Origin of the sequence: Synechococcus sp. R55.8 (assembly GCF_047461895.1) — a bacterium.
In the GTDB taxonomy this organism is placed as follows: domain Bacteria; phylum Cyanobacteriota; class Cyanobacteriia; order Thermostichales; family Thermostichaceae; genus Thermostichus.
Genome location: NZ_JANSIB010000085.1, coordinates 1 through 13,528 on the forward strand (window position 1 = coordinate 1; position 13,528 = coordinate 13,528).

Here is a 13,528-nt window from a genome sequence, read left to right on the forward strand (position 1 = left end):
TATTATACATTATTTTCAGTATAGTTGAGCTTATTATTGACTAGAGTCATGCTCCTGACCGTCCTGAAGACTTCCTTCCAGATCACCCTGGCTCCCCTGTTCATCGACCGTGTCCACCAAGAGGCCTCCCATCCGGGCAATGGAGCTGTGGTGGTGATGAGCGGCACTGTTCGAGACAACACCAATGGCCGCCCTGTCGATTACCTGGAATACCAAGCCTACGAGCCCATGGCTCTGAAGGTCTTCGCCGATATTGCCCGACAAATTCAGCAGCGCTGGCCAGATGCCAACAGTGTGGTCATCCACCACCGCATCGGCAAGCTGCGCATTGGCGAGATCAGCGTCTTGGTGGCGGTGGGCACCCCTCATCGGGCCGAAGGGTTTGCTGCCTGCCAATTTGCCATCGACACCCTCAAGCACAACGCCCCCATCTGGAAAAAAGAATACTGGCGAGATGGCACCAGCGCCTGGGTGAGCCTTGGCGCTTGCGAGCTCTCTTCGGCATAGATCCCCCTACACCATACCCACTTGCTCAGCCAAACCCAATTGCTGGCGGGCTGTTTGGCAATCTTGCTGAATTTGCTGAATCAAATCTGCCACCGTGGGAAATCTCCGCTCTGGGCGGATAAAGCCCCGTAGCGCCACCCGCACCTCTTGCCCGTAGAGATCTCCTGTCCAATCCAATAGATGCACCTCGACGGTGTGCTGTAAACCGGCAAACGTGGGCCGATGGCCAATGTTCATCACCCCAGGTAGAGCTGCCGCAGCAGCAGGCACATCCACCCAAACGCTGTACACCCCATCGCGGGGCAAAAACTTCTCCGGAGGCAAGCGGAGGTTGGCGGTGGGAAAGCCCAGTTGTCGGCCCCGCTGATCCCCTTGCACCACTTCTCCCGTTAGCCGGTAAGGACGACCCAAGAGCGCTTCGGCGGTGGACACCTCCCCAGTCGCCAAGGCAGCTCGAATGCGAGAGCTGCTCACCCGTTCCCCGTTCAGTTTCGCCTCCGGGATCACCTCCACCGGAATGCAGCGCTCGGATCCCCAAGCCTGGAGCGTTTGGGCGTTGCCGGAGCGACGGTGACCAAAGCAAAAATCCCAACCGACGCTGAGATGGCGAACGCGCAGGCCCTGTTCAAGTACCGTTCGGATGAACTCTTGGGGGGGCTGGCAGGCAAATGCAGGGGTGAAGGGGAGCAGTACCACCTGCTCAAAGCCCATTTGCGCCAACAGATCCAGCTTTTCGGCAGGGGGAGTGAGCAACAGCTGAGGCCGCCTCGTCAAGACTTCCTGGGGATGGGGATGAAAGGTGAGGACAGTACGTACCCCCTGAAGAGAATCTCGAATCGGCTGCAGCACCTTCTGATGGCCCAGATGCAAGCCATCGAAGTTCCCGATGGCCACAGCGGTGGGTCGCAAGGTTTGAGCCAGATCAGAAGTGATGTGCACTGTCCGGGATCCTAAAAACAGCCAACCAACTGCCTACCCCAGAGGCCACAGCAGGGCCACCAACCCACTCAAGCCCACTACGCCCCACAAGCTCCGTCGCAGGCGCTGCAACACAGGATCAATCTGATACCTGACAATCAGCCGATGCTGAGCCAGCTCCTCTTCTGACTTGGCATACATCGCCCCATCGTACCAGCCACTTTCTTCATAGGGAATCTGGGCTTGTACCAAGCGCCGCCGCACATAAGCCCATCCCAAGTAGAGATGGAGCAACACCAGGCCGAGCAAGACATTGGCCCCCAGCACCGACCCAGAGACAAAGTGGCCCCAATCTCCGGCAAAGCTGCTCCAAACCAGCGGGGAAACCGCCAGCACAACAGCTCCCCAAACCCCAAAGATTCGTTTTAAGTAAGGGATCCACCCCAAAGCAGGCCAGGAAAAAGGAAAGGCTTCCCTCAGCTCTGCATATTGCCGGAGCGGCTGTTGCTCAGCGGGAATGGGATGGGAGGGATCCAGCATACACCTTAACGTATCTACACAAAATGATATCGGTCGGGTTGGCCCCCCGCCAAGCCCATCCTCAGACCTCCATCTCTCGACGAAGACAGCCTAGAAATCCAGCCCAGGCATCTTCCCGATCAACCGAAGGGGAGCGGGGTATCATATTTGAAGTGTGGTCGCGTCTACAACTTATCCCATCATGAGCGTCACAGGCGAATCTGCCGCCACTGCCGCACCCTATGTAGTCTTAAAAGAGCCGGATGGCAGCCAAAGAAAACACGTTCTCTCGGGAGCGACCGCTTGGACCCTAGGCCGTGATGAGGACAACGCCATCGTCTTGAGCGATCCCAGCGTTTCGCGCCAACATGCCCTGCTGCAATACCTCGACAACAACAGCATCTATCTCATCGATCTGGGCAGCCGCAACGGCTCGTTTGTCAACAATCGCCGCGTCAGCATTCCCACCCTGCTGCAGGATGGGGATCACCTCACCCTTGGACAATCCCAGCTGGAGTTCCACAGCGGATCCCTGGCCAGCTCGGAACCCAGCCCTGCGGCCAAACCTTCGGACACCCTGGTTTTACAAACCCGCTGGCTGATCTCGGTGGCGGTGGTGGATGTGCGAGGTTACGGACAACTGACTCAACAACTGGACGAGCGCCTGCTTTCCCAGGTGATGGGCGATTGGTTCCGGCGGGGTGGGGATATCATTCAGCAGTACGGGGGCACTGTCGATAAATACATTGGCGATGCGATTATGGCCGTTTGGTTCCATGTGCCCCAAGCCAACACTGCTTCTCTGGGCACGGAAGTGCCGGGAATTCACCTCGATGTGAAGTCGGTTTTGCAGGCCATAGCGAAGCTGTTTCAAATGACCGAGCAGCTGAACGGTGAGTTTCCGCTGCCTTCTCCCATTCGTCTGGGGGCAGGGGTCAACACAGGCTCGGCAATCGTGCGCCAGGTGGGCAACAACACCCGCCAAGAATATACGGCTCTGGGAGATACGGTGAATTTGGCCTTTCGCATCGAGAGCGCTACCCGCACCCTCAACGCCGACCTGGCGATCAGCCAGGACACCTATACCTGCTTGGCCAAACAGCTGGGGCAGGCAGCCGCCTGCTTCTCCCATCAGGCTGTGGAGCTGAAGGGGTATGCCCACCGCCATCAGGTGTACTACTGCGATGTGCGGTCTTTGCAAGCCGTTCTCAGCCCCTAGACTTGGATCCGACTACCCGGAGATGTCTTGCCGCTGTCTGCTGTCTGACAGAGCAAGGTGGGGGATCCCGCTGTTCTTTTAGAACCTCCTGCTGCTCCTTGAGCCGATAAGATGGCAAGGCCCATTTCGACTGCACAAGAGCCTGGCCCATGACTCTGGTCAATCGCCCCGAGGTGGTGGCAGAGCTAACCGAACTCTACCATCAGTACGAAGCTGCCCTGACGAGCAATGATGTGCCCACCCTGAACCGCCTGTTTTGGGATGGCCCCCAGGTGGTGCGCTTTGGTGTGGGGGAAAATCTCTACGGGGGAGACGAGATCAAGGCTTTTCGCCAACGGCGTCCTCCCACGAATTTGGCCCGCGAGATGCTGCGTTTGCAGGTAGTCACCTTTGGGGCGGATTGCGGCTCGGTCACCTTAGAGTTTCGCCGTCCGGTGAACGGGATCCCTCGCTTGGGCCGCCAAAGCCAGATGTGGTACAGGTTCCCCGATATCGGCTGGAAGATCGTCTCTGCCCACGTGTCCTTTTTGCCGGAAGATCAGGGGGAAATGCTGCGCAAAAGCTGCGGATCCACCTCGCCCACGTAGGTATTCAGCCCAATGGCCGTGGCGATCAAAGCCCCATCCACCTCCACCCGCCGATACTGGGAGATGGCCTCTGCCAGGGGCACATCCACCACCCGCCGATTTTGCCAGGCCACCATGCGGTCGTATTTGCCTTGGGCGATCAAGTCCACAGCAGCCACCCCAAAGGCTGCTCCCAGCAGGCGATCCAGAGGAGAGGGCGTACCTCCCCGCTGCAGGTGGCCCAAAACCATAACCCGCGTCTCGATGCCGGTGCGCAGGGCGATCTCGTTGCCGATGTAATGGCCAATGCCGCCGTAGAGAGACTGCCCCAGGCTGTTGGTGTGGGTCACCGGCTCCCCCGACTCGGTGCGAACCGCCTCTGCCACCACCACAATGCTGAAGTTATTGCCTCGCTCTTTGCGGTCGCGGATTCTTTTGCAGACATTCTCCAGCTTGTAGGGAATTTCCGGGATCAAAATCACATGCGCCCCCCCGGCAATGCCAGCGCTGATGGCAATGTGGCCAGCATCCCGCCCCATCACCTCCATGACCATGACTCGGCTGTGGCTGATGGCCGTGTAGGTGAGCTGATCTAGGGCTTCCACAGCCACGCTCAGAGCTGTGTTGAACCCCACCGAATACTCGGTGGCACCGACATCGTTGTCGATGGTCTTGGGGATCCCGACAAAGTTCCAATCCCCCTGCAGGGCCAGTTGCCGGAGAATGGCCAAGCTGCCATCCCCCCCCACCCCGATCAGCGCATCCAACCCAAGCCGGTGGTAGCCGGTGATCACCTCTGCCGAGCGATCCACCAAGCTGCCGTCGGGCATAGGGTAGGCGAAGGGGTTGCCTTTGTTCACGGTACCCAAGATGGTGCCGCCGTAGCGCAAAATGCCGGAAACCCGCTTCACATCCAGCAGCTCCGCCTCCACCGGTCGAGCCATCAGTCCTGCCGTCGCATCTTTGATGCCATAAACTTCCATGTCGTAGTCGCGGGCCCGCCGCACCACCGCTCGAATCACGGCGTTGAGGCCGCCACAATCGCCGCCGCTGGTGAGGATCCCGATTCGCTTACGTTTGGGCATAGAGCTCTAGTTAAAGAAAGGTGAACATCCTGAACAGAGATAAGGGTCTATATCGCTTGCAGAGAATCCCTACTCAATCGCAAACTACGGATGTGATCCAGTCGATCATTATCCCAATTATCTTGGTTCAATCAGCTCTGGAGAAACACCTTCTGGTTGGGGGAGTGCTGAAAAAGAAGAAATTGAGGGATCCATACAGCCCAGCAAGATCAGGTCAGCTTGCGTTCCCGGTGGGGTTTGGGGTTGGCGATCAAGCCCAGCCGTTAAGCATCCTTCACAAAAAGAATTAAGAAACATTGCCGCACAAGCTGCCGATTAGGAAAGACTTCTATATCTCTGAGGATAGATCTTTCCAAAAAAACTTGGGGGCAACAATCCACTCAAAAACTGAAATCATTTGTTAAGCAGGGATGATCAAAACCCGGCCAACCCGATGATAGGGATGAGGATAGAGATAAGGCATCCAGTCTGATTTGGGAGCAGTACCATGACTCAAACCATTGCCCAGTGTGCTCTACAAGGGGCCTCAGAGTTGCTCAGCCGCTACCGGCAGGGAGAGCGCCATTTTCCCCAGTCCTGCTTGGAGTATGCCTTCTTGAGGGGGGCCGATCTGCGAGGGGCCAATCTCGAGGGATCCGATTTGCATGGGGCTAACCTGCGCTACGCCAACCTGCGGGGCAGCAATCTGGCGAAGGCTGATCTGCGCTGTGCCGACCTGCGCTATGCCGACCTTGAGGGAGCCTGCTTGGAAGGGGCCAATTTGAGGGGATCCCTCTACAATCACAGCACCTGCTTCCCGGTGGGGTTTGATCCGGTGACGGCAGGGATGCAGCCCTTTGAATTTTGATTGGGGAAGGAGAGGGGATCCCTGAGCCCTCAGGCCAAGGGAAAGCGCTCCCGCAAATCTCGAATCACCGGAGCGGGCACCAGATGATCGATGGGGCCGCCCAGCTTGGCGACTTCCTTCACCAGGCTGCTGCTGACAAAACTGTGCTCGCTGGCGGTGGCAAGGAACAAGGTTTCCAGTTCGGGAGCCAGCAGCTTGTTGGTGTGGGCCATTTGCAGCTCCACATCGAAGTCCGACAAAACTCGCAAGCCGCGCACGATCACCTTTGCCCCCCGTTGGCGGGCATAGGCCACCGTCAGACCTGAAAACGTATCAACTTCAACATTTTTGAGATGGGCCGTGGACAGGCTAATCTGGGCTTGCCGCTGCTCGGGGCTGAACAGAGGGGTTTTGTTGGGGTTTTTCAAGACGGCGACAATCACCTTAGAAAAGAGACGACTGGCTCGCTCGATAACATCGAGATGCCCAAGGGTAATCGGGTCAAAGCTGCCGGGGTAGAGGGCGATCATGGCCAACCTCGTGCTATTCCTCACCCTACCTGGTCTCGGGCCCAAGCCAAATAGGTTGTGCTCACTTGAGTGGCTGCCAGAGCCAGGATCTCGGGCTCAGCGTAGGGGTGCAGCTCTCGCAGCCGTTGTTCCAGGCGGGGGTAGGCAGTTGCGGGCAATTTGAGCAGGATGAGGAACTCGGCATCGGTCTGCAGGGATCCCTGCCAGCGATAGTAGGACGTGATCCCGGGCAAGACCTGGGCACAGGCCACATAACGTTCGGCCACCAAGGTATGAGCCAAGCGATGGGCCTCGGTTTCGGATCCCACTGTGGTCATGACAACCGCGAGGGTATCGGGTGTGATCTTGTCGTCCATGCGGGGCGGGGAAGTTGTTAGCCGGGCGGTTTCTCCCTATCCTATCGCCCGCCGGGCTAGGCGTTCCTAGCTCACCGAGGGCTTGGCTTTCCCAAAGTAGGGTCGCTTCTGGTGCCAGCGCCAGGCAGTTTGAATGATCTCGGCCAGGTCGGTGTAGAGAGGTTTCCAGTTGAGATCGCGAAGGATGGCGCCGGCATCGCCCACCAAGCGCGGGGGATCCCCAGGTCGACGTGCTCCCATTTGCACCGGGATCCGCTTTCCGGTCACGGCTGCTGCGGTGGCAATGACCTCTTTGACGGAAAAGCCTTGGCCATTGCCCAGGTTGTAGGCTGCTGGTACGGGTCGGCCAGAGGCCAGCGCTTCTACCGCCAACACGTGGGCTTGAGCCAGGTCGGTGACGTGAATGTAGTCGCGGATACAGGTGCCATCGGGGGTATCGTAGTCCTCTCCAAAGACCGTGATGTGAGGACGTTGGCCGCCGGCGACCTCCAACACCAAGGGGATCAAGTGGGTTTCCGGGTCATGGGCCTCCCCAATTTCACCATCGGGATCGGCTCCGGCGGCATTGAAGTAGCGCAGGCTAATGGATCGGATCCCGTGGGCAACCTGGAAATCTTGCAAGATCTGCTCCACCATCAGCTTGCTCTGGCTGTAGGGGTTGATGGGACGTTGCGGATGACTTTCGGGAATAGGGATCCGCTCTGGCACCCCGTAAGTGGCACAGGTGCTGGAGAACACCAGGTAAGGGATCCCGTGATCTCGCATGGCCTCCAGCAAGTTCAGGGATCCGGCCACGTTGTTGCGGTAGTATTTGCCGGGATCCTTCACCGACTCGCCCACATAGGTATAGGCGGCAAAGTGGATCACCCCTTCCGGGCGATAGTGTTGGATGACTTGATCAAGCCGCTTCCGGTCGGCAAGATCCCCAATCTCCAACGGCCCCCAGCGAACTGCCCAGGGGTGCCCGTAAACCAAGTTGTCGTAAGTGATGGGCAGATGGCCAGAGGCCGCCAGAGCTTTGCAGGTGTGGCTGCCGATGTAGCCCGCCCCGCCGGTAACCAGGAGACGCATAGGCAAACGTCAGATGGAAGATCCCACCCAGGGTAAAGGTTGTCAACGGGATCCCTTCAAGCTCCAAAAGCTTCTTTGGCGGCGTACATGACCTCCACACTGATCTCGGTCAAGCCTCGTTCGCGGGCAAATTTTTCGGTGTTGCGTTTAACCTTGCCGCGCACAAAGCCGGGCACCTTGTTCAGCTCCGCCTGGGCTTCCCGCGTCCAGATGAGGTCGGAATCGGCGCTCAGGCTCTTGTGAATCACCTCCTTGGTGTCGTGGCCACCGAAGATCTCCAACAGATGATCCTCCATGCCCAAGGTAAAGGAGTTGTAGATCAAGTCCACAATTTGGTTGGCGCCCTCGTAGCCCAAAAAGGGCCGGTAGCCGATAGGGAAATCCTGCACGTGGATGGGGGCCGAGATGACCCCACAAGGGATCCGCAGCCGTTTGCCCACATGCCGCTCCATCTGGGTGCCGAAAATCGCAGCAGGTTCCGCCTGGGCAATCGCATCCGCCACGCGGGTGTGATCCTCCGTCATCAAGATCTGATCGCAATACCCTCCCACCTCTGCTTGGAACCACTCCCCATCGTAGGTGCAATAGCTGCCCGCCCACACCACGTGGATCCCCATCTCGCGGGCCAGGATTTTGGTGATGGCCGCCGCGTGGGTGGAATCCCCGAAGACCACCGCTTTTTTGCCGGTTAGGTTTTGGCAGTCGATGGAGCGGGAAAACCAGGCCGCTTGGGAAATGTGCAGCGTTTGCTCCTGGATGTAGGCTTCATAATCGACAGGGATCCCTTGCTCGTTTAGGATCTGCTGGATCTGGCGGATGAAGCGAGCCGTTTCCACCACCCCCATCGGGGTGATCTCAATGTAAGGCATGCCGAATTCCTGCTGCAGATAGCGAGCTGTCATCGGCCCCAGCTCCCGGTAGGGCACCACATTAAACCAAGCCCGCCCCAGGTGTTTGAGATCGTGGACACTGGCCCCTTGCGGGATCACCAGGTTGAGCTGGATCCCCAGATCCCGCAGCAGCACCTTCAGCTCCCGCAGATCATGGGCATTGTGAAACCCTAGGGTGGAAATGCCAAGGATGTTACAGGAAGGCCGCTCCGTCTTTTGGGGCAGGCCGTCTAACTCCCCGCTTTTGCGAGCTTTGGTGATATAGAACTCCACAATCTGCTGCAGGGTGCGATCCGCTGCCTGCAATTCGTTAACCCGGTAGTGGTTGACATCTGCCAGCACCACATCGCAGCGACTGGCCAACTGGGCCTGCCGGACAAAGTGATGCAGATCTTCCTGCAAAATGCTAGAGGTGCAGGTGGGGGTGACGACGATCAGATCCGGCTGCTCCTCGCCGTCTTTGCGGACGATGTTGCGAATCACCTTTTCGTCGGATCCCCGCGCCAACACCTGCCGGTCAACGACGCTGGTGGTTACCGGAGTAAAATCCCGCTCTCGCTCCAACATGGAACGCATCACGTTGAAATAGTCGTCTCCCAGAGGAGCGTGCATGATGCTGTGAACGTTTTTGAAGGAGCTGGCCACCCGCAGCGTGCCGATATGGGCAGGGCCAGCGTACATCCAGTAGGCCAATTTCATGGGCAGCCTCTCAAGAAAGCCAGAGACAAAATCAAGGATCCCAACCCACCGCCGGATGTGCACCCGCTGGGAATCTCTCCTGGCATTGTAGAACGCTCAGCAGCCGGCATCCCTTGGCTGTTATCCTCCGTAACTCCCAACCGAGACGCTCCCAAGCCAAACTCGATCAAAAGAAAAACAACCCTGCCAAGGCAAGTGTGATTACGGGGATCCCTCTACTCCGCCCAAAGGGCTTGTTCCATCCTAGAAATAGGAGCGATGGATACCCATCTGGCCCCAAAGTTCAAGCTGAGGAACTTCAGGGATCGTGACAGGTGAATCGGCTAGCAGGCAAGAGCAGAGGAGTTTTTGTAGTTTTCGTTACATGTTAACTTTTGGAGACAAAACATGTAGCTCTACAACGTTGAGCAGAGATTCTTGTTTACAGAAGCAAGCTTTCCGTTGGAGAAGGCAGACTAACAGAGGGAAGAGAGATGGCTGATGTTTCCCTGAATACAAGCTCGACACAGAGAATTGTCGATGGCTAGTAATTTTGCGCGCCGTAACCGACCAAAGGCTGCTGCTTCTTCAAAGGTTGAGGTGAAAGCTTATGGGTTCCACAACGATTTCTTGGCAACGTGCTCGCAAAGCTCCTCAGGAGCTGCCTGGTTCCATGACTTCTGTGCTTTTCAAGTCCACGGGTCGCCTGCGCGACTGGTTGCAGGCTCCGTTGCGTCCCATTCAATCGGCTATGGATAACTTTAGCATCCGCGATCCACGCTTGGCCCATTTCCTTTGCCAGTGGATCCCGGCCCGCTGCCCCTTTGAGCGAGATGTGGTGCTGTTTGGCCATAAGGTGATGCACATTCCGCCCATGTGTAAGCTCAACCCCCTCTACGACCAGGTGGCAGGGCTGCGCTTCCGGGCCTTGTCGTTTTTGGCGGAGCGAGGAGAAGACATTAGCCGTTACCTGTAAGGCAGCTTTTTCCACTAAATCTTTTTTCAAGGGATCCCTGGCCATCCAAAGCCTGCTGCCAAACTCCGGAGCGGATCCCATTAGAAGCGGGTCTCAAACTCGATGGAAATGACATTGTTGCCCTCGAGGTCGGTGCTGGCGCGGGTGAGGGTTTGCTCGTTGAGGCGGTAGCGGGCGCTGTAGCGGGTGGGCTGAAAGGGATCCGTTAGGTTGCGCTGCACCGAGATGGAAGTGGCTGGCCCCAGATCGCGGGCCACCTCCAGCGCTAGCCCTATCGAGGAGCGGTTGGCAGCGCGGGTATCGACCTGGGGGACGGGGCTAATGCGCACCTCGTCTAGGCCCAGGGTGTCCCGCAGCGTGTCCAGCACATCGTTGAGCAAGGCAGTTCCGGCCAGGCCGGCCACTCCGGCTTCGGGGTTGAGGCGGGCCAGAGCTGTGCCTCCCAGGAGGGCGACGATCTCTTCGGGGGAGCGGCTGGGGCTGCTGGAAAGGGCCAGAACCCCGTTGCGGGGATCCGCCTCAGCCAGCTGGCTGGCCCGCCCGTTGACCGTGGCGAAAATCTCGATGCTCTGCTGGGATCCCGGCAGGTTGCGGTTGGTGTCGAAGGGGGAGAGCTCTTGGGGAAAGCGATAGACCTCGATGGCCTGGGTCATCAAGCGCAGGTTCAGGAAGGGATCGAAGGGGTTGTCTAGGTCAAAAGTGGCGGTATTGGAGCGGGAGCGATCCAGGCGAAAGTTGGCAAGGGGCAGGTTGATGCGGCCTCGCTCTAGGGCAATGGTGCCCGCTGGGCGCAGATCCTGGGGAGTGCCAAACAGGCGCAAGGTGCCGGCAGCATTGAATTCAAACAGATTGGGACGCTGCACGCGGATCCCTGGCCCCAAGACCAGCTCCAGTCCGTTGAGCCGCGGCTGCCAGAAGGGATCCGGCGAAGTCGAGCCGGCGGCAGCTGTTGCGGCCTCAGGTTCTGCCCGGCGGGGGCTGACATCCACGATCCCTTGAGAAACCTCCAGCCGCCCCTCGAGCAAAGGTTGCAGAAGCAGCCCTCTGACAGCCACCTCGCCGTCCAGATGGCCAGTGTAGAGGCTGGGCAGGTTGAGCTGGATCCCTTGGAGTTGCAGAGTTAAGGGTGGCGAGGTTTCGTCCATCTGCAGGGCACCGCGAGAGTTGACGGGCAAAAAGCCTTCAGCCAAAAGGGATCCACCCCCCAACTGTCCCCGCAGCTCCTGGACTTGCAGCTGATTGAGGTTAAAGGCGATCTGGCCTGTGAGGTCGGTAATGGGCTCCGGCAGGGCTGCCAGCTTGAGGATCCCCGAGTTGACGCTCAAGTTCCCCTGCAGGCTGGGCTCTCGCAAGGTGCCGCGGATGGCCAGCTCCAGTTGGCTTTGGCCGCCTTCCCAGCGCACCTGGTCGGTGAAGAGGTTGATCAGGCGCAGACCGCCATGCTTGGCTTGCAGGGTGAGGTCGATCTGGTCGGATTCGGCCCGCACCTCGGCAAAGGGCAGGGTGTAGGGCACCAGGCCAAAGAGGCGAATGGGTTCGTCACCATTGGCCAGCAGGGCGCCGTCCAGGCGCAGCTGCCCCCGCTGGTAGTCAAATTGTCCTCCCACCTCCCGCAGCGGCACCTGGTTGATCTGGGCGTTGACCACTGTCAGGGATCCGCGGGCATGGGGATCCCGCAGGTTGCCGGCCAGCTCCACGTCCAGGTTGAGATCCCCCTGCAGCTCCAGCTCCTCTGGCAGGAAGCGGTCCAGCAAAGCCAGAGGCAATCCTTGGATTTGCAAGGATCCCGACTGTTCCTCTAGGCCCAGCTTGCCCACAAAAAGGGCTTGACGTTCGCCACTGCGCAACCGCAGCGGCTCCAACACCACTGCATCTCCAGCCAGGCTGCCCCTGGCAGTAAGGCTTTCGATGCCAAACTCCTCTGCCTGCCAATTCTGGCCCTCAAGGTAAAAGCTGACGCTAGGCCGGTTGAGGCTGCCGACCAGGCTAACGCTGGCTTGGAATTCCCCTCGCAGACTCGTGGGCGGCGGGAAAGTGCTCCGCACCGCTGACGCGAACAGCGGATCCATGCGGCTGGCCAAGGTCTCCAGGTGGACGGCCAAGATCTGGGCATAGTACTCCAGCTGCTCCAGGAGAGGATGGTTGGGCAAACCGACCGGGTCGGTCTTTAACGCCGAGGCAGGGCCCAAGGGGGGCCGCCGGAAGCCGCGAGTGGTGATGTCTTGCCACTGCCGCCACTTAAAGGCAGAGACGATGTCTTCCAGGCGGCCCTGGCGGGTGCTGATCTCTAGGTTAATTTGAGGAACGGAAACCTCTGGAGTAGACTCCAAACCGCCCTGGAGGGGATCCGCCGGCAGCTCCAGGGTGCCGCTAGCGGTGTAGGTGCTCTCAAACAAATCCAGTTGAGCTTGGGCGATCTCTAGGCGAGGAGAACCATTACCAGCGTGGTAGTCGAAATCCACCGAAAAGCCCCGTACTTCGATCCCTCCCAACTGCAGATCCGCCACCGCAGCCCGTCCTTGGGCGGCGCCGCTTGCCAGGTCAACTGCCACCTCCCCCTCGAGGGTTCCCTGCAGACTGGCCCACGGCCCGGCAGCCACCCCCCCCAGCAAAGCCAGAGGCAACTGGTTCACTGCCACCTGGAGCTCCTCTTGCCGGCGTTGGCCGCGAATTTCCGCCTCGCCCCGCTGCACCTGAAACTGCAAAGGCTGAAACTGGGGATCCAACTGCAGCGCCAGTCGATCCCGCTTCCCCCGCAGATCCACTTCCGTCCCCTGAACAGACCCTTGAAAGGGCCCGGCCAAGTCTTCAAAGGCCACATCTCCCACCTGCAAGCCCCGCAACTGCGCCTTGCCAGTCACCTGCAAGGTGTCCAGAGGTCCGCGGATCTGGCCGGATCCCTGCAGCACTCCTTTCACCAGCGGCGGCAGGCCGGGTACTTCTGCCAGCGTAATCCCGTCGGTGGTAAAGCTCAGATCCAGGGATCCCACCTGCAGCGTCTGGGGATCCAAGGGGATCTGCCCTTCGACCCTGGCCAGGCGAGTGCCACCTGCCAACACCTCCGCCTCCTGGATATGCAGTCCGGATCCCTCCCAAGTCACCTGGCCGCGGATGCCCTCAACCCACTGCCGTCCCCTCGCTCCCAAAGGCTGCAACAAAGCCAGCGACCCTTGCGCCCGCAACGCCCCCAGGAAGCCCACTTCTGCTGCCGCCGCCCTGTCCAGCTGCGCCGTCAGCTCGCCAGAGAGGGATCCCGGCCATTGGGGGTTGAAAAAGGCCAGCGGCACCTCCTGAGGAGCCAACTGCGTCTGGAGCTGTCCCCCGGGGGGGCGGCCCGGCCCCACCCCCCCCCCCCCCCCCCCCCCCGCCCCCCCCCCCCCCCCCCCC

At 59.4% G+C, this 13,528-nt stretch carries 13 protein-coding genes; 5 read left to right on the forward strand and 8 right to left on the reverse strand.

Going from position 1 to position 13,528, the window contains the following annotated elements:
- The first annotated feature begins 48 nt into the window (after positions 1-48).
- Complete coding sequence (locus NW829_RS09215; protein WP_414416933.1) at positions 49-507, forward strand: molybdenum cofactor biosynthesis protein MoaE; 459 nt, start codon at positions 49-51, stop codon at positions 505-507.
- 6 nt (positions 508-513) lie between these two features.
- Here the strand turns inward: NW829_RS09215 and NW829_RS09220 are convergent, their stop codons facing one another.
- Both NW829_RS09220 and NW829_RS09225 read right to left on the reverse strand, forming a co-directional pair.
- A complete protein-coding gene (locus NW829_RS09220) occupies positions 514-1,446 on the reverse strand; it encodes a bifunctional riboflavin kinase/FAD synthetase (RefSeq protein ID WP_414407538.1) in 933 nt (310 codons plus the stop codon).
- A gap of 33 nt (positions 1,447-1,479) precedes the next feature.
- A complete protein-coding gene (locus NW829_RS09225) occupies positions 1,480-1,965 on the reverse strand; it encodes a CGLD27 family protein (protein ID WP_011433781.1) in 486 nt (161 codons plus the stop codon).
- Positions 1,966-2,146: 181 nt separating this feature from the next.
- Between NW829_RS09225 and NW829_RS09230 the strand changes: the two genes are divergently transcribed.
- Together NW829_RS09230 and hpxZ are read left to right on the forward strand one after the other, a co-directional pair.
- Positions 2,147-3,163, forward strand: coding sequence for an FHA domain-containing protein (locus tag NW829_RS09230; protein WP_414416934.1), 1,017 nt, complete (start codon positions 2,147-2,149; stop codon positions 3,161-3,163).
- 149 nt (positions 3,164-3,312) lie between these two features.
- Positions 3,313-3,750, forward strand: a complete 438-nt coding sequence (gene hpxZ / locus NW829_RS09235; protein WP_414413292.1) for an oxalurate catabolism protein HpxZ — start codon at positions 3,313-3,315, stop codon at positions 3,748-3,750.
- Here the strand turns inward: hpxZ and NW829_RS09240 are convergent.
- A complete protein-coding gene (locus NW829_RS09240) occupies positions 3,702-4,814 on the reverse strand; it encodes an ATP-dependent 6-phosphofructokinase (RefSeq protein ID WP_414332294.1) in 1,113 nt (370 codons plus the stop codon). The two genes, hpxZ and NW829_RS09240, sit on opposite strands and share 49 nt — an antisense overlap.
- A gap of 487 nt (positions 4,815-5,301) precedes the next feature.
- Between NW829_RS09240 and NW829_RS09245 the strand changes: the two genes are divergently transcribed.
- Complete coding sequence (locus NW829_RS09245) at positions 5,302-5,661, forward strand: pentapeptide repeat-containing protein (RefSeq protein ID WP_414355752.1); 360 nt, start codon at positions 5,302-5,304, stop codon at positions 5,659-5,661.
- 29 nt (positions 5,662-5,690) lie between these two features.
- Here the strand turns inward: NW829_RS09245 and coaD are convergent, their stop codons facing one another.
- The 4 genes from coaD to bchB all read right to left on the reverse strand — a co-directional run bounded on the left by coaD (position 5,691) and on the right by bchB (position 9,186).
- The gene (gene coaD / locus NW829_RS09250) at positions 5,691-6,170 is read right to left on the reverse strand and encodes a pantetheine-phosphate adenylyltransferase (protein ID WP_011433776.1); all 480 of its coding nucleotides are present in this window, start codon (positions 6,168-6,170) and stop codon (positions 5,691-5,693) included.
- A gap of 20 nt (positions 6,171-6,190) precedes the next feature.
- On the reverse strand, positions 6,191-6,526 hold the full coding sequence (cutA, locus tag NW829_RS09255) for a divalent-cation tolerance protein CutA (RefSeq protein WP_414330961.1): 336 nt from the start codon (positions 6,524-6,526) through the stop codon (positions 6,191-6,193).
- 66 nt (positions 6,527-6,592) lie between these two features.
- Entirely contained in the window at positions 6,593-7,597 is a 1,005-nt protein-coding gene (galE, locus tag NW829_RS09260) for a UDP-glucose 4-epimerase GalE (protein ID WP_414416937.1), read from the reverse strand.
- A gap of 56 nt (positions 7,598-7,653) precedes the next feature.
- A complete protein-coding gene (bchB, locus tag NW829_RS09265; protein WP_414416935.1) occupies positions 7,654-9,186 on the reverse strand; it encodes a ferredoxin:protochlorophyllide reductase (ATP-dependent) subunit B in 1,533 nt (510 codons plus the stop codon).
- A 652-nt stretch (positions 9,187-9,838) separates the two neighbouring features.
- On the opposite strand from bchB, the gene NW829_RS09270 reads away from it, so the two are divergent.
- Entirely contained in the window at positions 9,839-10,141 is a 303-nt protein-coding gene (locus NW829_RS09270) for a Mo-dependent nitrogenase C-terminal domain-containing protein (RefSeq protein ID WP_011433772.1), read from the forward strand.
- Positions 10,142-10,221: 80 nt separating this feature from the next.
- Here the strand turns inward: NW829_RS09270 and NW829_RS09275 are convergent.
- Positions 10,222-13,528: translocation/assembly module TamB domain-containing protein (locus NW829_RS09275; protein WP_414416936.1), on the reverse strand; the 3,307-nt coding region annotated here is incomplete at its 5' end.

What these genes read in the sequence shown, in the direction of transcription:
- NW829_RS09215 (WP_414416933.1), top strand. Translation starts at nt 49, where the DNA reads ATGCTCCTGACCGTCCTGAAGACTTCCTTCCAGATCACCCTGGCTCCC.
- coaD (WP_011433776.1), bottom strand. Translation starts at nt 6,170, where the DNA reads ATGATCGCCCTCTACCCCGGCAGCTTTGACCCGATTACCCTTGGGCAT.
- galE (WP_414416937.1), bottom strand. Translation starts at nt 7,597, where the DNA reads ATGCGTCTCCTGGTTACCGGCGGGGCGGGCTACATCGGCAGCCACACC.
- NW829_RS09245 (WP_414355752.1), top strand. Translation starts at nt 5,302, where the DNA reads ATGACTCAAACCATTGCCCAGTGTGCTCTACAAGGGGCCTCAGAGTTG.
- NW829_RS09230 (WP_414416934.1), top strand. Translation starts at nt 2,147, where the DNA reads ATGAGCGTCACAGGCGAATCTGCCGCCACTGCCGCACCCTATGTAGTC.
- NW829_RS09240 (WP_414332294.1), bottom strand. Translation starts at nt 4,814, where the DNA reads ATGCCCAAACGTAAGCGAATCGGGATCCTCACCAGCGGCGGCGATTGT.
- NW829_RS09270 (WP_011433772.1), top strand. Translation starts at nt 9,839, where the DNA reads ATGACTTCTGTGCTTTTCAAGTCCACGGGTCGCCTGCGCGACTGGTTG.
- cutA (WP_414330961.1), bottom strand. Translation starts at nt 6,526, where the DNA reads ATGGACGACAAGATCACACCCGATACCCTCGCGGTTGTCATGACCACA.
- bchB (WP_414416935.1), bottom strand. Translation starts at nt 9,186, where the DNA reads ATGAAATTGGCCTACTGGATGTACGCTGGCCCTGCCCATATCGGCACG.
- hpxZ (WP_414413292.1), top strand. Translation starts at nt 3,313, where the DNA reads ATGACTCTGGTCAATCGCCCCGAGGTGGTGGCAGAGCTAACCGAACTC.
- NW829_RS09225 (WP_011433781.1), bottom strand. Translation starts at nt 1,965, where the DNA reads ATGCTGGATCCCTCCCATCCCATTCCCGCTGAGCAACAGCCGCTCCGG.